At 29.3% G+C, this 22,313-nt stretch carries 26 protein-coding genes, 1 pseudogene and 1 riboswitch; of the genes and pseudogenes, 22 read left to right on the top strand and 5 right to left on the bottom strand.

Translation table 11 applies throughout. The annotated features are described in order from the left end of the window. The first annotated feature begins 3 nt into the window (after nt 1-3). Nucleotides 4-1,236, top strand: coding sequence for a hypothetical protein (locus BUB34_RS03630; RefSeq protein ID WP_073124338.1), 1,233 nt, complete (start codon nt 4-6; stop codon nt 1,234-1,236). Nucleotides 1,237-1,344: 108 nt separating this feature from the next. Here the strand turns inward: BUB34_RS03630 and BUB34_RS03625 are convergent, their stop codons facing one another. From BUB34_RS03625 to BUB34_RS03615, 3 genes are read right to left on the bottom strand one after another with little or no spacing between them, the layout of a single operon-like run. Next, on the bottom strand, nt 1,345-1,851 hold the full coding sequence (locus BUB34_RS03625; RefSeq protein WP_073124336.1) for a putative ABC transporter permease: 507 nt from the start codon (nt 1,849-1,851) through the stop codon (nt 1,345-1,347). A 55-nt stretch (nt 1,852-1,906) separates the two neighbouring features. Beyond that, nucleotides 1,907-2,491: a 4Fe-4S binding protein gene (locus BUB34_RS03620; protein ID WP_073124334.1), complete on the bottom strand. Its 585-nt coding sequence runs from the start codon at nt 2,489-2,491 to the stop codon at nt 1,907-1,909. Nucleotide 2,492: 1 nt separating this feature from the next. Beyond that, nucleotides 2,493-2,702, bottom strand: coding sequence for a 4Fe-4S dicluster domain-containing protein (locus tag BUB34_RS03615; RefSeq protein WP_073124331.1), 210 nt, complete (start codon nt 2,700-2,702; stop codon nt 2,493-2,495). A gap of 184 nt (nt 2,703-2,886) precedes the next feature. Between BUB34_RS03615 and BUB34_RS03610 the strand changes: the two genes are divergently transcribed. From BUB34_RS03610 to BUB34_RS03510, 20 genes are all read left to right on the top strand, one after another. Beyond that, nucleotides 2,887-3,543 (top strand): ABC transporter ATP-binding protein, encoded by a 657-nt coding sequence (locus BUB34_RS03610; protein WP_073124329.1) that lies wholly within the window; start codon nt 2,887-2,889, stop codon nt 3,541-3,543. Further along, entirely contained in the window at nt 3,543-4,292 is a 750-nt protein-coding gene (locus BUB34_RS03605; protein ID WP_073124327.1) for an ABC transporter permease, read from the top strand. Before BUB34_RS03610 ends, BUB34_RS03605 begins: the two co-directional genes overlap by 1 nt. A 240-nt stretch (nt 4,293-4,532) precedes the next feature. After that, nucleotides 4,533-4,973 (top strand): DUF134 domain-containing protein, encoded by a 441-nt coding sequence (locus BUB34_RS03595; RefSeq protein ID WP_073124325.1) that lies wholly within the window; start codon nt 4,533-4,535, stop codon nt 4,971-4,973. Nucleotides 4,974-5,112: 139 nt separating this feature from the next. Next, nucleotides 5,113-6,270 (top strand): SH3 domain-containing protein, encoded by a 1,158-nt coding sequence (locus BUB34_RS03590; RefSeq protein WP_073124323.1) that lies wholly within the window; start codon nt 5,113-5,115, stop codon nt 6,268-6,270. A gap of 21 nt (nt 6,271-6,291) precedes the next feature. After that, complete coding sequence (locus tag BUB34_RS03585) at nt 6,292-6,966, top strand: ABC transporter ATP-binding protein (protein ID WP_073124321.1); 675 nt, start codon at nt 6,292-6,294, stop codon at nt 6,964-6,966. An 11-nt stretch (nt 6,967-6,977) separates the two neighbouring features. Continuing rightward, nucleotides 6,978-8,147 (top strand): ABC transporter permease, encoded by a 1,170-nt coding sequence (locus tag BUB34_RS03580; RefSeq protein ID WP_073124318.1) that lies wholly within the window; start codon nt 6,978-6,980, stop codon nt 8,145-8,147. Between the two features lie 140 nt (nt 8,148-8,287). Next, entirely contained in the window at nt 8,288-8,962 is a 675-nt protein-coding gene (locus BUB34_RS03575) for a response regulator transcription factor (RefSeq protein WP_073124316.1), read from the top strand. Next, on the top strand, nt 8,959-10,305 hold the full coding sequence (locus BUB34_RS03570; protein WP_073124314.1) for a HAMP domain-containing sensor histidine kinase: 1,347 nt from the start codon (nt 8,959-8,961) through the stop codon (nt 10,303-10,305). Before BUB34_RS03575 ends, BUB34_RS03570 begins: the two co-directional genes overlap by 4 nt. Before the next feature lie 143 nt (nt 10,306-10,448). Then, entirely contained in the window at nt 10,449-11,252 is an 804-nt protein-coding gene (locus tag BUB34_RS03565) for a hypothetical protein (RefSeq protein ID WP_073124312.1), read from the top strand. A gap of 201 nt (nt 11,253-11,453) precedes the next feature. Next, nucleotides 11,454-12,332, top strand: coding sequence for a Rossmann-like and DUF2520 domain-containing protein (locus tag BUB34_RS03560; RefSeq protein WP_242948818.1), 879 nt, complete (start codon nt 11,454-11,456; stop codon nt 12,330-12,332). Next, nucleotides 12,307-13,134 (top strand): 3-methyl-2-oxobutanoate hydroxymethyltransferase, encoded by an 828-nt coding sequence (gene panB / locus BUB34_RS03555; protein ID WP_073124310.1) that lies wholly within the window; start codon nt 12,307-12,309, stop codon nt 13,132-13,134. The genes BUB34_RS03560 and panB overlap by 26 nt, the downstream gene beginning before the upstream one ends. An 11-nt stretch (nt 13,135-13,145) precedes the next feature. Continuing rightward, complete coding sequence (panC, locus tag BUB34_RS03550) at nt 13,146-14,000, top strand: pantoate--beta-alanine ligase (protein WP_200787842.1); 855 nt, start codon at nt 13,146-13,148, stop codon at nt 13,998-14,000. Between the two features lie 43 nt (nt 14,001-14,043). Further along, nucleotides 14,044-14,117, top strand: a riboswitch (Fluoride riboswitch). Nucleotides 14,118-14,211: 94 nt separating this feature from the next. After that, the gene (locus BUB34_RS03545; protein ID WP_073124308.1) at nt 14,212-15,384 is read left to right on the top strand and encodes a cation:proton antiporter; all 1,173 of its coding nucleotides are present in this window, start codon (nt 14,212-14,214) and stop codon (nt 15,382-15,384) included. 138 nt (nt 15,385-15,522) lie between these two features. Continuing rightward, a complete protein-coding gene (locus BUB34_RS03540) occupies nt 15,523-16,236 on the top strand; it encodes a LytR/AlgR family response regulator transcription factor (protein ID WP_073124306.1) in 714 nt (237 codons plus the stop codon). After that, nucleotides 16,230-17,567, top strand: coding sequence for an ATP-binding protein (locus tag BUB34_RS03535; protein ID WP_073124304.1), 1,338 nt, complete (start codon nt 16,230-16,232; stop codon nt 17,565-17,567). The genes BUB34_RS03540 and BUB34_RS03535 overlap by 7 nt, the downstream gene beginning before the upstream one ends. A 78-nt stretch (nt 17,568-17,645) precedes the next feature. Continuing rightward, entirely contained in the window at nt 17,646-18,230 is a 585-nt protein-coding gene (locus BUB34_RS03530) for an accessory gene regulator ArgB-like protein (RefSeq protein ID WP_073124302.1), read from the top strand. Between the two features lie 5 nt (nt 18,231-18,235). Then, the gene (locus tag BUB34_RS03525; protein ID WP_073124300.1) at nt 18,236-18,376 is read left to right on the top strand and encodes a cyclic lactone autoinducer peptide; all 141 of its coding nucleotides are present in this window, start codon (nt 18,236-18,238) and stop codon (nt 18,374-18,376) included. A 368-nt stretch (nt 18,377-18,744) separates the two neighbouring features. Then, complete coding sequence (locus BUB34_RS03520; protein ID WP_073124298.1) at nt 18,745-18,954, top strand: hypothetical protein; 210 nt, start codon at nt 18,745-18,747, stop codon at nt 18,952-18,954. 26 nt (nt 18,955-18,980) lie between these two features. Next, nucleotides 18,981-19,433, top strand: a complete 453-nt coding sequence (locus BUB34_RS03515) for a leucine-rich repeat domain-containing protein (protein ID WP_073124295.1) — start codon at nt 18,981-18,983, stop codon at nt 19,431-19,433. 356 nt (nt 19,434-19,789) lie between these two features. After that, nucleotides 19,790-20,845 carry a GGDEF domain-containing protein gene (locus BUB34_RS03510; protein ID WP_073124293.1) on the top strand — a complete coding sequence of 352 codons (1,056 nt, stop codon included), beginning with the start codon at nt 19,790-19,792 and terminating at the stop codon, nt 20,843-20,845. Nucleotides 20,846-20,909: 64 nt separating this feature from the next. Here the strand turns inward: BUB34_RS03510 and BUB34_RS03505 are convergent, their stop codons facing one another. Further along, nucleotides 20,910-21,419 (bottom strand): ferritin, encoded by a 510-nt coding sequence (locus BUB34_RS03505; protein WP_073124291.1) that lies wholly within the window; start codon nt 21,417-21,419, stop codon nt 20,910-20,912. A 252-nt stretch (nt 21,420-21,671) separates the two neighbouring features. Between BUB34_RS03505 and BUB34_RS03500 the strand changes: the two genes are divergently transcribed. Beyond that, nucleotides 21,672-21,944 carry a hypothetical protein gene (locus BUB34_RS03500; protein ID WP_073124289.1) on the top strand — a complete coding sequence of 91 codons (273 nt, stop codon included), beginning with the start codon at nt 21,672-21,674 and terminating at the stop codon, nt 21,942-21,944. A 141-nt stretch (nt 21,945-22,085) separates the two neighbouring features. Here BUB34_RS03500 and BUB34_RS13385 read toward each other — a convergent pair. Next, nucleotides 22,086-22,313, bottom strand: a pseudogene (locus BUB34_RS13385) (hypothetical protein); the annotation flags it as partial.

The raw sequence follows: 22,313 nt of genomic DNA, 5'->3' as shown, positions 1-22,313 counted from the left end.
TATATGAAGAATAAATTATCGAATATAACATTGATTCTAACTATAGCACCATTGATATTAATAGTTTTATTTTTAGGGTTTTATAATAAAAAAGACTATAAGCTTGTTGATATAGATGGGAATAGGCAAGAACTAGGAGATATAAGTCTTATATCTCACAAAAGAGAAGGAATTTATAACACTATTGAAGTTGAATTTACTAAAGACGGGGTAAATTCAAAGAAACATGTAAAAGAGGTTCCTGTTGGAATTCCAGCGACTAAGTATTCAAAGGAAAATAGGGATATATTAAGCAATCAGGTAGAGAATAATAAACAGGTCTATAAGGATGATAAAAGTATAGGCACAGTCTCCGTGGGTATGGACTACACTAATGGAAGTTACAAATCACGATTAATTGCAACGATAAAAGATAAAAACTTAAAGACTAATAGGGTAAAAACTTATGAAATACCTATAGAAACTAATCTAGATTCACGTATTAATTATTCATATACCGATATAAGTACAAAACATAATGGAGATGTATACTTAATATTAGGATCTAATACGGAGGAGGACTATAGAAACGATAGACCGACAAGTAGAAAGTCTTGTATAAAGGTATATAAGTTGAATTTAGAAAATGAAAGCTCACAAATTATTAGCAATAAGGTAATAAATGAAGGTTCGGATGTGTCTGGTATAAATACGTATATTAGTTTATTAAATAAAGATATAGCTTATATGATAAAAAATAATTATGACAATACTTCAGAAGATGGCAAAGTTGTGAAAAGTGAATTAATAAAGTATCATATAAAAGAGGATTACTTCGAAACTGTAGAAATGCCTTTTTACTCAGCTAACCCGGATTTTGCTGATTACAAATACGATATAGAAGGAGACGAGGTATCTTTTATATCATATTTATATGATAAAGATAGCAAAGAATTAAACATAGATGTATTAGGGATGAATCTCGTAGATAACAAGGCATCCAACAAAGATCATTATACTATCGAAATGAAGGATAAAAATTTTGACTATAGATTGTACGACGAAATACTAGTAAATAATAAGAGATACATGATAATTAGAGCAACTAAGGAAACTGTTGAAGGAAGTTATTACAACACAGAGGAAAAGAATTATATATATGTTTTAGATGAAAAAAATAATAAAGTACTATATGGTGGTGAAATTAAAGGTGGTGACATTGTTAATCTCAATTTAGTTAAAAAAGAAGATTTATAGAAGTAATGAGATGAGAGTATTTGATATATTATTAATACAAAAATAAAGAATAGAGAATAATAGCATCTTAGGGCTAATTATCCTCTATTCTTTATTTATTTTTATGTTTTATTTTATATCGATACTTAATTTATAATTTCTGATAGTGACTAGAGTGTCTATAAAAAGTGTTATAAAAATTATAGGAGCTAAAAATACCCAATATGGATATATGAAGGTGTAAATCCTATCAGTTACTAATGGTCTTAGATAGATTACCCCGATATAGGTTAAAATAGTCCAATATATAGAGAATCTCAAACATATTATTCCATCAATACTAAACCTACATTTTGAATAGTCCCAATAATCCTTGTTAAAATAACTTCTCATAATTTTTCCGGTCAAATATTCAACTGATGTTGGAACTATAGCACATAGTAATATGAAAATATAACCATTTTGAATACTACTGTAAAAATTTATTAAAACAGACATTGCAATTGCATACATTGGTTTAAACGGAAGATTCAAGAAACCATCCTTTTGAAAGTGACCATGGATAAAATAAGAATATATATTTTCTATTGCCCATCCTAAGATGCCGAAGATAAAAAAATTAAATAAAATATACATAAAAATTACCTCCTAAATGTTGTACTTAGTATGGGTAAATATTCTAAATATATTCTTATATTTTTTCTTTGTACTTAGCTTTTGATATCATTTGAGTCATAGTTCCCATTGGGCAATAAACACACCATGATCTAGGTTTATATAATAACATGGTGATTATACCAAGTATAGTAGATGTAAGCATCATACTATAAAATCCAAAGGCGAATTGAGCAACCCAAGGGCTAACCATACTAGTGTTTACCCAGTTCCAAGGAAGTTTGAATGTCCAAAGTATCTTTATAACTTCTCTTAAATTGTTAGTACCATTAAATACTAAATATGTGTTAAATAGCATAATTGCAAACATAGTCATAAAGAATGTTAAAAATCCATATCTAAACCATTTACTTCTTAAAAATTTTGGAATACTTTGTTTTCTAGATAGCTTTAATTTATTCCCCATAAGATCTAATAGTTGCCCTCTACCGCAATAAGTATTACAGTAAGATTTTCCTCCTCCAGCTATAGATATTATAAGTGGAATTAAAAAGCACAATACCCCCAACCAAGCAAATAAAATATTAAATATACCTAAAAATAGATATATGGCACTTATTATCCACATATAGTCTGTAAATTTTTTCTTATTATTTTTCATACTATTGATTCACCTCCACTGACTTGACTTCTATTACGGATGCAGGACAAACATTAGCACATTTACCACATCCTACGCATTTATCATAATTTATATCGGCGAATACACCTTGTTCTATTTTTATAATTTGAAGTGGACATACTTTTACACAAGTACCACATGCAACGCAGTAGTCTTTATCCACGAATGCTTTTCTTTTCATTTTTGCCATTATATCTACCTCCTTATTTAGCATTGTTTTAATTATACTAATTATAAATACTAATTACTGTGACTAGGTTACATTAATAAGGGTATATACAATAATTAATTTGCAAAATAATATATAATATCGATAATTAATAAGGTAAGCATTATAATTAAACTATAATAAAATATATAAAAAGGAGAGGGACATGGATATATTGAGTATAAAAGATGTTTATTATAAGGTAGGAAATACAGATATAATAAATGGAATATCGATTGATATAGAAGAAGGCGACTGTATATCATTAGTAGGTCAATCAGGTAGCGGTAAAAGTACACTACTAAAGCTAATTGCAGACTTAATTCCTATATCTGAAGGAAGAATATTTTTTAAAGGTAAGGACTACTCATCCTTAAACCCTTTGGATCTTAGGAAAAAAATTAGTTACTGTACACAGAATGCATACCTTTTTGGTGAAAATGTGTATGAAAACTTATATTTTCCGTTTAAACTGAGGAATAAGGATATGGATGAAAAAAAGATAATAGATTTATTAGAACGATTCAGTTTAGATAGGAGTTACTTAGAAAAGAGTGTAAATTCTCTATCTGGCGGAGAAAAACAGAGGGTAGGTATTATAAGAAATTTATTGTTTACACCAGAAATTATTTTATTAGATGAAGCTACTTCAGCACTGGATAAGGAAAATGCTTATAAAATTGAGGAGTACATAAAAGAGGTAAATGATAGGGGTGCAACTGTTTTATGGATCACCCATGATCTAAATCAAAGTACTAGAATTTTTAATAAAAGGATAGTTGTATCAGAGGGAAAAGTAGATAGGATAGAGGTGATAAAGTAATGGATACAATGTCTTTAGTTATAGCATCGATTTTAATTTTAATTCCTTTATTTATATCGTATAAGGAACATTTAGGTATAGAAAAAGAGGTACTAATCAGTATTTTAAGAGCGATAATACAACTAACAATAGTTGGATATTTATTAGATGTAATTTTCAAATTAAAAAAGCCAATATTTATAATAGCACTAGTATTAGTAATGGTTACAAATGCAGCCCTAAATACTAAAAAGAGAGGTCAAGGAATTGATAATGTAGTTAAAATATCGTTTATATCTATTCTAGTAGCTACTTTTTTAACTATCTCAGTTTTAGTGATATCACAGGCTATAGAGTTTACACCGAATGAAATTATTCCGGTAGCTGGTATGGTAGTTAGTAATTCTATGGTTGCGGTTGGATTAGCATATAGAAATCTAAACAATTCTTTTAGAGTAAAAAGAGATGAGGTAGAGGTAAAGCTATCTTTGGGAGCTGATATAAAAGAAGCATCCAAGGAAATACTTAGAGAAAGTATCAAAGGTGCGATTATACCTACAGTTGATTCTGCAAAGACATTGGGAATTGTATCCTTGCCTGGTATGATGACAGGTCTTATATTAGGAGGAGCATCTCCGTTGTTGGCTATAAAGTTTCAGATAATGGTTACATTTATGCTTCTTTCATCTGTATCAATAGTTACTATGATGTCTGTGTATTTAAGTTATAAGAGCTTTTTTAATGAGAGAAAGCAGTTGAATATATATTGATGTGATAGGTCTTGAATATTATTGGCATTTGACGATAATTAAATTTGGTGATAGCATTTAATTAGTATATACTAATAATATTCTTGGGGGTAAAAATAATATAATTGATATAAACAGCAAAGATATAAATATTGACTGCTTAGAATTAAATAATAAGGTAGAAATAGAAAATAACCTAGAGATATATGATTTAAACGTTATGTTTATAGGTCTATGTAGCGATTGTAAGGAGGAACTAAAATGGCAAGACCGACAAAAATTAGAAAAGTAGAATTTTTTCCAGAAGATACCCATTTTATACCTATAGGTAAGCCAAAGTGTGAAATAGAAGAGGTGACTTTAAAGTTAGAAGAACTAGAGGCTATGAGGTTAAAGGATATAGAAGCTCTTAACCAAGAAGAATGTGCACAAAGGATGGAAGTATCAAGACAAACATTCCAAAATATAATAGATAGTGCTAGAAAAAAAGTTGCTATTGCTTTGACGAATGGAAATGCTATAAGAATAAGTGGGGGTAACTACAGAAGTAAGCTTTGTAAATTTAAGTGTTTAGATTGCGGAGAAGTATATGAAATTAATTATGAACAAGACAAATATACTTGTAAATCATGCGGGTCTAATAACGTAGGTTGCAGTAAACGAGCGGGTATATGTAAAAAGTGGTGTGATACTTATAAATAAAGAATCTCCTTTATGATAGATAGTTTTATTAATTTAACTATATGTCATAGGGGGGATTTTTTTTATGATTTGTTCATATTCAGTTCATAATCTATGTATACAATAAACTTGTAAATTAAATATTATGGGGGAATTAAGTATGAAAAAACCAAAAAAAATAATAGTGACGGTAGTCGCAGTCTTGATAGTAGTGACATCTTTAGGAGTATTAAAAATAAAGGCTAACATTAAAAAAGCCACTGCAGAGGCAGAGAAAAATAATAAAAATGAAGTGGTAACTGTAAAAGAAGGTAAATTAGGATTAAAGGTATCTGCTACAGGAAGTATCGTGCCTAAGGATAAAAACAATCCTAACTACAATAATTTAATACTTGAACTAGAAGTTGATGAACTAGATATAGCAAAAATAAAGAAAGATCAGGCTGTAGAAATAGAAGTAGATGCATTAAAGGGCGAGTTATTAGAAGGAAGGGTAACTGAAATTGCAGATAGTGCTGGAACTGCGTTTCAGGAGGAAGGTAGTATGCCTGGTGCAGTGACAGGAGCAGCAACTGGTGGAGTATCAAGTTATATAGTAAAGGTATCACTTCCAAATCAAATAATTGAAACAGCTGTGGTAGATACAGACAATCTTACTTTAAGAGAAGGTCAAGGAAAGAAATATCTAGCAATAACTGAACTAAAAAGGGATGACAAATTGGAAGTAATAGAAAAAGATGATGATTGGTACAAAGTAAAAACACCAGATCAAAAAATAGGATGGGCAAACAAAAGTAATATAAAGATAACAGGAATAAAGCCTGATTCAAACGGAGTAGCCAGTAAAAATACTGTAAATGTAAGGGAAAAGGCATCTGGTAGTTCTGATATAAAAGTAAAGATAATCAAAGGAGAACAGTTAGAAGTATTGGAAAAGGATGGAAATTGGTACAAAGTTAGATTGGATGAAGGAATTGAAGGATGGGTAAACAAAGAAGACATAAAAGCAAGCAATCTAAAAGCAGGTATGAACGCAAGTGCAAATATATCTATAGTTCAAAAAGATGATGCGCTGTATCTTCCTATAAAAGGAATTGTTAAAAAAGATGACGGTAAGTATTATGTAAAACCCCTAAAGGCATCTAAAGATAAAAGTATTGAAATAGGTATACGTAATGAAGATTATATAGAGATAAAAGAGGGTCTAAACAAGGGAGATAAAATAGAAATTACAAAAAATAAAAAATCAAAAGATGATAAACAAGGACCAATGAATTTTGATGGAGATGATAATGAAGAAGGCAAAGATGAAGAGTAGATATAATCTAGGAGGAGTACTATGAGTGATTATGTTATAAAGGTAAAGGAAGTATGTAAGACTTATAAAATGGGAGAAGAAGAATTGAGGGTATTAGACAATGTATCTGTCAATATAAAAAGAGGAGAATTTGTTGCAATAGTAGGACCTTCAGGATCTGGAAAATCTACTTTTATGAATGTAATAGGCTGTCTTGATACTCCAGACTCAGGAGAGTATTTGTTAGATGGAAGAAATGTAGGAAGTCTAAATGATGATCAATTAAGTGAGATAAGAAATAAAAAAATAGGTTTTATATTTCAACAATTTAATCTTTTGGGTAAATTAAGTGCATTTGAAAATGTTGAGCTGCCACTTATTTACCAGGGAATCCCTTCATCAGCTAGGACGGAGATGGTATTGGGAGCTTTAAGAAAAGTAGGGCTTGAAAGTAGAAAGGACCATATACCAAATCAATTGTCAGGAGGTCAACAGCAAAGGGTTGCTATAGCTAGAGCAATAGTGACCGATCCTCAAATACTTTTGGCTGATGAGCCTACAGGGGCATTGGATAGCAAAACGAGTAAGGAAATACTGAATATAATGAATGATTTAAATAAAGAAGGTCGTACAATAGTTATGATTACACATGATGAAGGTATTGCAAAACAATCAGAAAGACAAATTCACATAAGAGATGGAAAACTTTATGAATAGGGAGGTGTATCATGGGATTTACTCAAAGTTTTAAAATGGCGTTTAAACAATTATTATCAAATAAGATGAGAAGCTTACTGACAATGCTTGGAATAATAATAGGGGTTTCTAGTATAACATTATTAATTTCTATAGCTAAAGGAATGGAAGCAAGTTTAAATGAACAGATGGGAGATTTGGGGTCAAATATTATAAGTATAAATATTAACCCTACGAGTAGTAATAAAATTTACTCATATGAAGAAAGTGATGAACTAAGGGATATAGATGGAGTAGCGGATATATGTCAAGGTCGTACTGGAGAAGTAAAATTAAGATATGATGAAAAAGAGGAAAAAGCATCTGTTATAGCGACAACTGATGTTTATACAAAGGCATCACCAATGGAAAATGAGAGCGGAAGGTTCATATTAGCAGACGATGTGGAATATAGCACTAAGGTTGTGGTTTTAGGTAAAAAAGTAGCCCAAAAAATGTTCACCTTAGAAAATCCTATTGGTAAATATGTAAAATTAAACGGAATGCCATATAAAGTTGTAGGAGTATTAGAAAAAAAAGGCATGAATATTATGGATTCACCAGATGACAGTGTATTTGTTCCAATTACTACAGGCCAAAGGCTACTTAAGACCAAAGGAGTTGCACGAATAGATATAATAACAGAGTCAAGTGTAGGGATGGATAGTATAATCAAGACAACTGAAAAAACACTAAAGAAAAAGTTAGGAAGCAAAGATGATTTTATGGTATTTAATCAACAAGAAATGATAGACTCAATAAACACAATGCAAGCTACAATGACTGCTGTACTCGGATCTATTGCAAGTATATCTTTAGTTGTAGGCGGTATAGGTATAATGAATATAATGCTTGTATCAGTAACTGAGAGAACCAAAGAAATAGGTATAAGAAAAGCACTTGGAGCAAAAAGAAAAACAATACTGGTGCAGTTTTTAATAGAATCTATAGTTGTTAGTCTAATAGGCGGAATTATTGGGGCTATCATAGGAATAGTCGGTGCAAATATATTCTATGTTGCAGTTAAATTAGATCCAACTATATCATGGGGAGTAGTAGCGTTTGCTCTAGGATTCTCTATGTTAGTAGGAATTGTATTTGGAATTATGCCTGCAAATAAGGCATCAAAGCTTAAACCAATACAGGCACTTAGAGCAGAATAATTAATATAAAATTTTAAATCAATTAAGCTCACAATATTATGACAACGAAAAATAAAAAGTATTATAATATAATTAGGTTTAGATTAACTAGATTATATAAAATAAGCTAAAGGTTAGGTTAAAATAAAGGGGAAGATAATATGGTAACTATACTTGTGGCAGATGATGATAAAAATATAAGGGAGCTTATATCAGTAGTACTAAAAAATGAAAATTTTAATATAAAAAAGGCAAGTAATGGTCAACAAGCTATAGATATTATAGAAAATGAAAAAATAGATTTAGCTATAGTAGACATAATGATGCCAATAAAGGACGGCTATACTCTTACAAAGGAAATAAGAGAATGTTGTGATATACCAATACTTATGGTTACAGCTAAAAGAGAATCATATGATAAATTAAAAGGCTTTGAATTAGGAATAGACGATTATATGGTAAAGCCATTTGATGTATTAGAATTATTAGCAAGAGTAAAAGCCATGCTAAGAAGATGCAAAATGTTTTCTAGTGATATTTTAAATATTGGAGATTTGGAGCTAAATCATAGCGAATATTCTCTAAAAATAAAGGGTGAAAATGTAAATTTAGCATCTAAAGAGTTCCAAGTATTGTTTAAAATGTCAAATTTCCCGGGAAAAATTTTTACAAGAAACGAGTTAATAGAAAATATATGGGGAATTGACTATATGGGAGATAATAGAACTGTCGATGTTCATATAAAAAGATTAAGAGAAAAACTTCAAAAATCAAGATCTAACATAAGTATAAATACAGTGCGAGGACTAGGGTACAAACTAGAGGTAGGCAAATGAAAAAAAGCATTTACTTTAAATTAGTAGTAATGTTTGTATTAACTATAATTCTAGGGACTATTTTGAGTTTTGTGTTAATATATAATTTGTATTTCGATAAGATTTATAAACAAGCTAATAATCTTTTAGTTGACGCTGCATCGGATATATCAATGCTTTATACAAAATCATCTTCTGATGACTTTGAGAAAGTAATGAGTACAAATTTATTTTCGAATTACTACGTAGAGATATACAACGGGGATAAACAAATTAAGTCATATGGTGATAACAAGTCATTTTATATGTCAGATGAGGCCAAAGAAAAGGTAGAAAAACAGGAAATTTATATCAATAATACAAAACTTAACAGAGTGCTTACACCAAAAACACCTATAGTAGGGTACCCTTTTAAAGTTAAAAATAAAAATCATGCAGTTTTTATGTACTTAAATGTAAGTGATGATTATGTAGATGGTACAGTTTTATTAGAAATAAACATACTTGTAATGATATTAACTGGGGTAATCACATTCACTATTGTAGGAAAAATGATTGTAAAAAGGGTGAAATTTCTTACTATGGCATCTAGGCAAATATCTAGAGGAAACTATGATATAAAGGTAGAAGATAAAGGCAAGGATGAATTGAGTGAACTAAGTGAGACCTTTAACCTTATGGCAAAAAGAATCGGTAAAACTGAAAAAATGAGAAAAGAATTTGTTTCAAATGTATCTCATGAAATACAGTCTCCAATTACCTCTATAATGGGATTTGCAAATATATTACAAAGTGATTGCACGGATAGTGATAAAAAAACATACGCAAAGATTATAGAAGAGGAAAGTAAAAGGCTATCTAGATTAAGTGAAAACCTATTAAAACTAGCATCGCTAGATAATGACCAAGATAGGTTAAATAAAAGTAAGTATTATTTAGATGAGCAAATAAGAAGGGTAGTGCTTATGCTAGAGCCTAAGTGGGACGATAAAAATATAAAATTTGATTTGATTCTTCCCAAGACTGAAATATATGCAGATATAGGTCTTTTAGAGCAGGTATGGATAAATATTATAGACAATAGCATAAAATTCAGCGAGAATGACAGCAAAATATATATACAAATAAAAAAATATGATTGCGTTATAGATATAAGTATAAAAGATGAAGGGATTGGTATTAGCGAAGAAGATTTATCGAAAATATTTGATAGATTTCACCAATCAGATGAATCGAGGAGAGTGGAAGGAAGCGGATTAGGTCTTTCTATTGCAAGAAAGATAATTATACTTCATGAGGGTAATATAAGGGCTAAAAGTCAACGAGGTTTGGGAACTGAATTTACAATAAGCTTTAGAAATTAGAAATATCGGATAATGAGTTTTGATACTCGTTATTCGATATTTTTTATTTGCAGAAAATAGTATTTATTGTCACATTATAATAGAAAATTAATATATTGGTATTAGGATGACAAACATCCAAAACAAAATAAGGGGTTGTTTATATGAATAAGGAAATATATGTAGGTAAATTAAGAGAACAACAAAGTTCTTTATTAGGCTTATTAGAAGATGTTAATAAGCAAATAGATAATGTCAATGCCAAGATTGTTGGTGAAGCTCAGCTAGATTCAGAAGTAGCAATTCAGGTAGTACCTAAATTATCACTACAATCAGGAGTAGATCCTTGTGAAATATGGAACATTATAAAAGGATTTTTAGTAGGATTTCCATTATTTTTTACTGATGGAATACTAGATGAACTTTATGAAACTTTAGAGGATATAACACAAGACGATGATATAACTAACTGTAAACTTAAAGGAGAACTTGAAAAGGCATTAGATATATTAGAAGAGTTGATAGATGTTATAGAAACTCTTAATTGTATAGATAGATGCGAAGAGTTAGTAGGAAAATTATTCTGTATACTTGTAGAGCTTATACTTGAAATTATAGAAATAATAGCTAAAATAATAATACTATTAATATTCTGTAATAGTTGTGGAATGGAATGTAGCTCCCAAGGCAAGGTAGCATATAATTTCTGTAAATGCTTAATACATCAGTTATCAGAGGAATTATGTGACCTTGACGATTTAATAGAAGAGTTAAGTGAATTAGCTACTGATTTTATAGAGTGTACACAAGAAGGTGGACATCACCACTGTGACGATAAACCAGGACATCATCATTGCAATTGTAAACCAGATCATAATAAGGACAAACATAAATGTGAATGTGGATGTAAATGTGATTTAGGAGACTATTATTACAATAATGAGTGGAATGGAAAATATATGAGATAATAATAGTATGAATTGACTAAAAATAGCGGACCCAAAGGGGGGTTCGCTATTTTTCTTTAAATAGTTTTCAATACTTAATTAGATTATTGACAAAAATTTCTGATATGTTTATAGTATCTATGGGTGGTATTTTAAGAAAAACTACACCATATATTTGAAATTGAAGATTATAATACAACAAGTATCACACTCATATAGGAGGTGGTAACTATAAAAATTGGATTTATTGGAGCGGGGAAGGTTGGATTTTCCCTAGGAAAATATCTAAAAGAAAATAATATTATAGTAGTTGGATATTATAGTAAAAATCGGCATTCATCACAAGAAGCTGCACTTTTTACACAAAGCCAATGCTACTATAATTTACAAAATTTGGTAAAGGATAGTGATATAATATTTATCACTACACCAGATAGTGAGATACAAAATATATGGAATTGTATAAACAAATTTCATATAGATGGTAAATTATTTTGCCACTGTAGTGGCTCAATTTCTTCAGAAATCTTTTCAAATATAGAAAAATACGGTGCATACGGTTATTCTATCCATCCCATGTTTGCTGTGTCTAGCAAATATAATTCTTATAAAAATTTCCCAGAAGCTTTTATTACAATTGAAGGTCATGAAAAATACAGAGAAAAGTTAAAAGATTTGTTTGTATCTTTTGGAAATGATGTAGTTATTATTTCAAAGGACAATAAAGTATTATACCACGCTGCTTGTGTAGTTGTAAGCAACTTAGTACTGGGTCTTATAGGTACTGGTGCTAAATACCTTGAAGAATGTAATTTCCCAGAGGAGATAGCCATCAAAGCTTTGTTGCCACTTATAGAGTTTAATTTAAAAAATATAAAATCAGCTGGTATTATTCAAAGCCTAACGGGGCCTGTAGAAAGAGGAGATTTATCGACCATCAAAAACCATTGTAATGCTTTAGGAAAAGAAGATGAGATATTATATAAATTATTATCAAAAAAAGTATTAGATATAGCAACATCTAAGAATATTAATAGAGATTATAGTGAAATCGAAAAATATTTGGGAGGTTATGATGAAGAACACGGTTGTAACATTTAAAAATGCTAAAAATATGAATGAAAAGTTGACTATGCTTACTGCCTATGACTACTCAACAGCTAAACTAATGGATGACGCTGGAATAAATGGGATACTAGTAGGAGATTCTTTGGGAATGGTATGTTTAGGGTATGATGATACATTATCTGTTACGATGGAGGATATAATTCATCATACAAAGGCTGTAGCTAGAGGAGTAAAAAATAGCCTTGTTGTAGCCGACATGCCTTTTATGTCTTATCAAACATCTGTATATGATGCAGTAGTAAATGCAGGCAGACTAATAAAAGAAGGAAAGGCAAATGCTGTAAAACTTGAGGGTGGCTTAGAGGTCTGTGACAAGATAGAAGCGATTGTAAAGGCTTCAATACCGGTTATGGGACATATAGGTCTTACACCGCAGTCAGTTAATGCTATTGGAGGATTTAAGGTACAAGGGAAAAATGAGGAAGCAGCAAGAAAACTTATAAATGACGCAATAGCAGTAGAAAAAGCAGGAGCCTTTTCAATAGTTTTGGAGGGGGTTCCTTCAAAGTTGGCAGATATAATAACTGATAAAGTGTCAATTCCAACTATAGGAATTGGAGCTGGGGCTAGATGTGATGGACAGATATTAGTTTATCAAGATATGCTAGGAATGTTTGATGACTTTACACCAAAGTTTGTTAAGAAGTATGAGTGTTTAGGCGACAAGATGAAGGAAGCATTTAAAAATTATATTGATGAAGTTAAAGATGGAAGTTTTCCAAGTGAAGAACATGGCTTTAAAATAGATGATGATATAATAGAAAAACTATACTAGGGGATGGAATTATGAAAGAAGAAAATATTAGAGTAGTTAATAGAATAGAAGATGTAAGAAATACAGTTAAAGAATGGAAAAATCAAGGTCTAAGTGTTGGATTTGTACCTACTATGGGATACCTACATGAAGGTCATCAAAGCCTAATAAAAAAAGCATATGAAGAAAATGATAGGATAGTAGTCAGTATATTTGTAAATCCTATGCAGTTTGGTCCGACAGAGGATTTAGATACATACCCTAGAGATCTAGAAAGAGATAGTAAGATATGTAAAGATGCTGGTGCTAACTTAATATTTCATCCAGAAGATAAAGAAATGTATAAAAATGATTTTTTAACTTTTGTAGATGTGAATGGTTTGACAGAAGGGTTATGTGCAAAGAGTAGACCAATTCATTTTAGAGGGGTATGTACTGTAGTGACAAAATTACTTAATATAGTTTATCCAGATAGAATATATTTTGGTCAAAAGGATGCACAACAACTGGCAATTATAAAAAGGATGGTCAGGGATTTAAATATAGACGTAGAGGTAATAGGATGCCCTATTGTTAGAGAAGAGGATGGACTAGCTAGAAGTTCTAGGAATATTTATCTGTCCACAGAAGAAAGAGAAGCGGCTACCATATTGAATAAATCATTGTCTAAAGCGAAAACGTTAATTGAAAATGGTGAAAAAAGCTCTGAAGTTATAATAAATCAAATAAAGGAAACTATAAACTCTGAGCCTCTGGCAAGAATAGATTATGTAGAGGTTGTTGATAATTTATCAATGGAAAAGGTAAAATATATAGAAAAATCTGTTTTAGTAGCTACGGCTGTATATATAGGTAAAACAAGATTAATAGATAATTTTATATATTAGTATAAAAAGCAAGCTTGACATTTATTATTTATCTGATTATTATATATAAATAGGGAATGAAGTTCTCCCGTGGTATTTACCAAAAACGCTTATTAAGCTGATGACTTCTGCATTTATTAAAGGCAGAGTTATCAGCTTTTTTTGTGTTTTATAGGGACATAAAAGGAGAATATTAACTCAAAATAAATATAAATTACAGGAGGATTTTGAGATGTTAACAAGTTTAGCCTATATTTTTTTGATTGGTATATTGGTAGGATCAATTTTTAATAAATTTAGATTACCAAGATTACTGGGAATGATACTTACCGGTATTATAATTGGTCCATATGTATTTAATATACTTGATGGATCTATTTTAGCCATTTCTACTGATTTACGTAAGCTTGCACTCATAATAATTTTAACAAGAGCGGGTCTTGCATTAGACTTTGGAGATTTGAAAAAGGTTGGTAGAGCTGCTATTTTAATGTGTTTTTTACCAGCTTGTTTTGAAATATTGGCAATGGTTATGATAGCTCCAAAATTGCTTGGGATTTCAACACTAGATGCTGCTATAATGGGAGCTGTTGTTGCAGCTGTTTCTCCTGCGGTAATAGTTCCGAGAATGTTGAATTTAATAGAAAAAAAATGCGGAACAGATAAGAGTATTCCTCAACTTATAATGGCAGGAGCATCTGTAGATGATGTTTTTGTAATTGTACTTTTCACATCATTTATAGGGTTAGCACAGGGACAAAAAATGTCGGCGATGAGTTTTGCTCAAATACCAGTATCAATAATAATCGGTATTTTGGCCGGGATTGTTTTGGGAGGATGTTTGGTATTATTTTTCAAACGTATAAACATAAATGATACCATGAAAGTAATAATACTGTTGAGTGTATCTTTTCTATTAGTCGCTCTAGAAGATAAATTAAAAGGAATTGTTCCTATATCAGGCCTGATTGCAATAATGAGTATAGGGGTAGCTTTACAAAAAAGAGATAGTAAATTAGCTAAGAGTATTTCAATAAAATTTTCCGAGCTATGGATAGGAGCAGAGGTAGTTTTATTTGTTTTAGTAGGAGCTACTGTAGATATAAATTATGCTATTTCTGCAGGTTCAGCAGCGGTTATTCTTATATTTATAGTTTTAATATTTAGAATGATAGGTGTTTATTGTTGCTTAATTAAAAGTGATCTATCTATAAAAGAGCGCATATTCTGTATGATTGCATATACACCAAAGGCAACTGTACAAGCTGCTATAGGAGCAATACCGCTTTCTATGGGATTGCCATGTGGAAAAATTGTATTGACTGTTGCTGTTTTATCAATCTTAGTAACTGCCCCTCTTGGTGCCTTTTTTATAGACATAACCTACAAAAAACTTTTGCAATAGATTATAATTTAATTTGGATTATAATCTAAAATAAATAAAGTCATGTATACCATTTAGGTAATATGGCTTTATTTGTGGTAAAATAGGTATAAAAGTCTACTTGAGTTTGTAGAAAGAGTTTTTTAATGGAGGTTAGGAATGTTACTACATATAGGAATTTGTGAGGATGATTTATTACAAAGAGAATTTTTGGTTAACTCTGTTAAAAAGTTTCTAAAATTAAAGGATATATCCTTTAATATTTATGAATTTTCATCAGGGGAGGAGCTTCTTGAGAAATATCCTGAAACTTTAGATATTTTATTTTTAGATATTCAAATGGATAAGTTAACTGGAATGGAAGCATCCAGACAGATAAGAAAATTTGATAATAAGGTGGAAATACTGTTTATAACGGCTGTATCAGAATACGTGCAAAAAGGGTATGAAGTTAGAGCATATAGGTACTTGCTGAAACCGATTTCCTACGAAACACTATCTGAGCATTTAGACTCGTGTGTTTCTGGGATAATAAGTAAGATAGAAAACGTCCTATTTGTTGATAATAAGGGTTATATGATTAAATTAGACTTAAATTCAATTCTGTATATAGAGACAGATAAAAGAGAGATAACTATATATGAAGAAAATAAGTCTTACAATTTAAAAATAGGAATCAATGATATTGAAAAACAACTTAAAAACAAAAGATTCTTTAGATGTCATAATAGTTTTTTAATAAATATAACTAAGATACAATCACTTATAAAAAACGTAGCATATATAGATGATATTCAAATTCCTGTAAGTAAATATAGGGTAAAGGACCTTAAAAGAGAGTTGGCAAGTTATTTAGGAGAGGTAATATGTTAGAAAATAATATTTTTTGGAGCACCCTAGATCTACTTGTTCTACTGTTAGAGTGGATAGTACTATATATTTTATTAGGTGAAATAAGTGAGCAAAAAACATCGAGAAAGATAAGACATACAGGCTTTTACTTTGTAATGTTGGTGGCAATATCCATAAAGGTTTTAAATATACTTCCAAATTATAGGGTTATAATTTCTATAATTTTGACTATAGGATTTTACAAGATTAATTACAAAATAAATTTATTTAAGGCTATAATTGTTCCTTTGGCGTTTTGGATGATGTTAATAGTTATAGAAGCTTTAAGTATGAGTGTTGTTCTATTTATAAATGATATATCAGAAATAAGTATATTGTTGGAGTATAATATATACAGGTTAGAGGCTGTTTTGACTTCAAAGATTCTTTTATTAATAGGAATGGTATTTTTTAAGTATATAAAGTTATATGGAGAAATAGGAAAGAAAGACTTTTTATATGTGGGGCTTCCTATTTGTACAAATATTTTTAGTATACTAGTAATTTTTAGCTATGGTATAAAGAACTCTAATAGTATGTCTAGTAATATGATGCTTATGATGATTTTCTTTTTACTATTATTATCTAGTATGTCTATATTAGCAATAGTTGGGAAAGTTATGAAAAATAATAAGTTGCAGTTAGAGAATAAGCTTATTAGAGAAAAAGTTAATATGGAATATAATTACTATATGAAGATAGAAAATAACCAGGAGAAGGTTAAAAAATTGTATCATGACATGAAAAATCATGTGATTTGTATTTCTAACTTAAGTGATTCTGATGATATAAAGAGGTATATTGAGAATATAAATATTAAGTTAAATACGATAGGGGATTTTTTTAATACAGGAAATAGAATTCTAGATATTATTTTAAATGAAAAGTATGAAATTTGCAAAGAAAAAGGTATTCATTTGGAGACGTATATAGATTTTTCAAAAATAGATTTTATAGATATGACTGATATATGTACTATATTTTCAAATGCATTAGATAATTCTATTCAGGCTTGTGATAAAATTAAAGATGTAGGAGTTAAGAAGTGGATACTTATAAAGGTGACGTATGTAAATAAGTTCTGTGTGATAAAAATTGAAAATAGCAAGGTTAATAAAATATTAAAAGTCAATAATGTAATACTAACAAATAAAAAAGACAAGGACATTCACGGTATTGGCATAAAGAATATAGAACAAACAGTAGAAAGATATGATGGGCAGGTAAATATAAATTTTACAGATAATAAATTTGCATTAGTAATAATTATTCCAGGAATAAATGTTAATATTTGTCCAGTTATGTATGAATAACGTCCAGTTATGTTTGAGCAATTGCATAAATAAGTTAAGTATGCTACATTTAAATTGTAAAAACTTTAGGAGGTAGTAATGTTTAAATCGTGTGCCCAAAAAATAACATCTTTCTTAGCTTTGAATAAAGAAATTGATAGTAGTGAGTACGATGTATATGCGTACGGATTTGAAGTTTTGATTTCATTTATATTTAACTCAATAATGATAATTGCAACTGGTATATTATGTAATAAAATAATACATACGATAATATTTTTAACTTGTTACTGTCCTGTAAGACAATTTGCAGGTGGTTACCATGCAGAAAATTATAAAAGATGCTCACTTACGTTTTTGGGAATGTTTTTAGTTACAGTTTTTACAGATAAGTATTTAGTAGCGAGTATATCTCCAATATTTTTAGGGATATATACATTTATAAGCTATGCAGGTATTTATAGCTTATCGCCAGTAGAACATAGGAATAACCCTTTAAATGAGGGTGAAAAAAAGAAGTATAAAAAAATGGCAAGATTAATATCTAGCATAATTGTTATTTTCATCTTAGTAGCTCTAACAAAAAACAGTTTGCATAATTATGCATTTTATGCAGGAAGCTCACTGTTTTGGATTTTTATAATGTTAGTTTTAGGGATTATAAAAAATATTAGGAGGGTTTAATTATTATGAAAAGAATTTTATTAAAGGTTTTAAAGTATTCTAGTTCTTTAGCAGTATTTACTGCTATTTTATCTGCAAACACTGCATGTACTTGGTATGTTTATCAACCAGAGGTTCCAAATGCAGTAAAACAACTAAAAAAATAGTTTTATAGGTAACATCTTGTTTTAAAGTTATTACAATTACATAAAATACTTAAAAAGTTTTAAGTTTAAATATTTTTTAGTTGATTTTGATAATATCAAATAAAACTTTGTTGATAGTTCAAATGAAAGCTAATTTTTATAAAGTCCTATATACTACATAGGGCTTTTTTTATAATGCATAGAATTTTTTTATTCATAGCTAAATTAAAAATATAAGTATTTGGAGTAAATGAATTAATATATAGATTTTTAAATGAATAATATAGTTTTTTTATTTGAGTATGAAACATTTTGTTGATATAATGTGTTTGAAATATTCACAAAATAATCAACTGGAGGAAGCAAAATGAAGGAAAAAACTTATATTTTTGACAGCAACTATACTATTCTGTAATTCTATATTGTTTCAGGCTAACGTAGAAACAACAAAAGATTTGACCGAGCAATCAGTAGTTACAGAAGAACCAGAGAGTAGTGAAAAAATATTTACGAGTGAACTATTAAGAAAAGAAGTGGTAACAGCGCTAAATAGTGAGGAAAATAGGATAGAAGGATCTGTCTGGGAAAAAAAGATATAAACACATACAATCCAAGCATTCAAGATATGAAGCTACTAAAAAAAATACATATTATAGGATATACTAAGGAGAATATAGACACAATTGAAGGATTAAAATATGCTGAGAATCTAGAAGAAATTAGAGTTAGTTTTATAAACTTTAAAAGTTATGCTGGATTAGAGAATCTAAAAAAACTTGTAATTCTTGAGGTGATAGAAAGTCAACTCAATGATTTACAACCAATATCAAATCTAAAAAATCTAAGATATCTAGAATATTTACATATATATGATAATAAAGTCAAAGATATAGAACCACTTAAAAATTTAGTAAAGCTAAGAGGATTTAAAAATCAATCTCCAGTTATGCTTGTAGGTAATCAGATAACTGATGGTCAAAAGAAATTAATCAGAAGTAAAAAAATAGAATCTATATGTAAAATAGGTGGGAAAGGAAATGAGGATTCATTTTCTCAAATAAAAAAATTAATCAAGTAATAGATAGAAAAAGATTTATATATGGAATTATATGGTAAAAACCATATGCATATTGAATGAGGTATATAAAATATGTTAAAATAATAAAAACCGACTAAATAGTAAATTTAGTCGGTTTTTTAATTTTTTTACCTAGAGAGGGAGGTAGTATTTATATATAAAAAAATATAGAGTCTAAAGTTATAGACAATCATATAAATAAAATACAAAACAGTATATTATTATAATTATAGATGTGTGTAATACTACAGATTATAAAAGTAGTTAATAGATTTACAAAAGTTAAAAATTATTTTTGTGGTACTAAATTTAGTTGGGAAATTTATGAATAATCATATTGTGGGGAGGGAATAGAAGTGCCGTCTTATAAAAAGCTAATAAACGATTTAAAAGATGTTTTGAGTGGACTTTATCTTAAACATGGGAGTGAAGAAGAAATAATAATATTGAGTCAAATATTAGATGAATTTATAGTTGAAAAACAGAAATCTTCACTCAATTTAATTAATATACAAAATAAAATAAGAAGTTTGATACAATCAATAAGTGAAATTATGTTCGAGGTCGATATAAGCAATGACTGCCTGCTGTATTCTAAAAATAATATGCTAGAAGATTTAGGACTAGATGGTGAAGATGTATATGACAGAATTATAAATGGAATTTCTAAAAAATACATACACAAAGATGATTACCTGAAATTTAGAGATTTATTTCGTTTGGAAAATGTAAAAAGAAGCATTAATGATGGTGAAGAAAAAATAGTATTGGAATGTAGGATGCTTATTGAAGGTGTGTATAGCTGGATGTTATATACTGTAGAGTATTTTTTAACCGAAGAGAGCAACTCTCTTATAATATTAATATATGCAAAGGATATTGGTCTTTCAAAGCCTGGCAGTTTAAGATGTACTGAGGTCGATGTTAAAGTGGAGGCGGAACACTTATACGATAAGATATACTCGCAAAAGATAATAGAAAAGTACCTGAGCGATGAGGGAAAACACGGAAAGCATGCTTTGGTTATAGTTGAACTAGAATGGGAAAATGATAATTTATTAGAGAACATAAAGGACAGGGCTTCTCTTTGTATATTATATAAATTGAGGAGAGTTTTTAGAAATACAGATATAGTAGGGATGGAAAGTAATGATAAGTTTATAATCCTAATGAAAGATATATACTCTGAGGACTTGGCTATTAAGAAGGTTGATGATGTATTAAATATATTTAAACAATCTTTTGAAGTCGATGGAGATAAATATAGAATACGTGGAAGAGTAGGGTTATCTATGTATGACAGAGATGGAAATGATTTTGATAAGTTATATACAAAAGCTAATTTAGAGCTGTATAAATCAAAACAAGAAAACGATTGTGATAGGATAGGTAGTGAGATCGAATTTGTCTAGAAAACTTAAAAAGCTACGAGATGTTTTAATTGCGTAATACATCTCGTAGCTCTATTAAAAGGATTTATGCATTTGCAGGAGGAGTAAATACTCTCGCTGCAAGTTCATCATCTAGCATATATAAAGCAGCTGGGTTATTTTCACAACGTTTAACCTTCTTTAAAAGAGAGTTGAAAGTGTTTTCTTCTTCAACTTGCTCATCAATAAACCAATTAAGTAGGCTCATTGTAGCATGTTCTCTTTCATCACTTGCTATATCAGCAATTTTATATATTCTGCTTGTAACTAATTGTTCATGTTCGTAACCTTTTTGGAAAACATCCACTATATCTTTGTAGTCAGTGCTAGGTTCTGATATTTGTTCTAATTTAACCATTCCATCTTTTTGGAATATATAGTCGTAAAACTTCATTGCATGGAATAATTCTTCTTCTGCTTGAACTCTAAAAAAGTTCGCGAAACCACTTAAATCAAGTGATTCAGCAAAGGCAGCCATTGCTAGGTAAGTATAAGATGAGTAAAACTCAAAATTTACCTGATCATTAATAGCTTTAAGTAACTTTTTACTTAGCATTTTGATATCCCCCTTAATTAAATATTTTAAGTCTATCTAATACTATTTTACCTCTTTTTAGAAAAATTATCAAACTAAGCTGTGTTTTTTAATGATTATTTAATATTACTTGAGATATTATATTTGATTATGGATAAAATTAATAGTAAATGAAGAGTAAATTGTACTTTTTAATGACTATAATCTTAATCAAAGAATAGTTTAATTTGAATTGTAAAATATTGCAAAAAGTTAAAAGGAGGACAAGGGATTATGAAGCCGAAATTTGAAAATAAAAGACTTGAAATAACGTATATAGAGGGAGATTTACCAAATGGCACATATATATTCAATGTTTATATAAAAGATTTTGATACACCAAATTTAAATGTTGAGTACGATTATAATGAAAAAGTTATAATTAGGACTTGGATTGATGAAAATGAGTGTGACAATGATCCAAAAAATCACGTTGTATATAAGTTATTTAGTTTAGTTGAAAATGAGGTTTTTGATATAATGAAATTTATAGTAGAACATATCTAAAGGATGATATACAAGACCAGCTAGTTAAAGTCAACAGTTTTTAAAAATATTTTATAATTATGTTTTTTCGTATAGCAAATAAACCATCAAATATACACGAATTTTTGATGGCTTATATGGAAAAATAGTTCATATTAGCCGTTAGGCTATATTAGGTAGACTTTTGTTTTCTAGATACATCTTACAGTGCAATTTAGGGTTACGTACTTCATATGGTTTTTGGTTGCGTAGCACAGAAAAAATATAGTTCATTAGCTTATGCATAATGGCAACTAGTCCAACTTTTTTGCTTTTACCATTCATATTATTTTTATAATAATTAAGCAAAACAGGGTTTATTGCCTCAGAATTACGCTTAGTTCTAATTGA

This window comes from Asaccharospora irregularis DSM 2635 (genome assembly GCF_900129815.1).
In the GTDB taxonomy this organism is placed as follows: Bacteria; Bacillota; Clostridia; order Peptostreptococcales; family Peptostreptococcaceae; genus Asaccharospora; species Asaccharospora irregularis.
The sequence above is the reverse complement of the archived record's forward strand: the minus strand, read 5'-3'. Positions and strand labels throughout refer to the sequence as shown.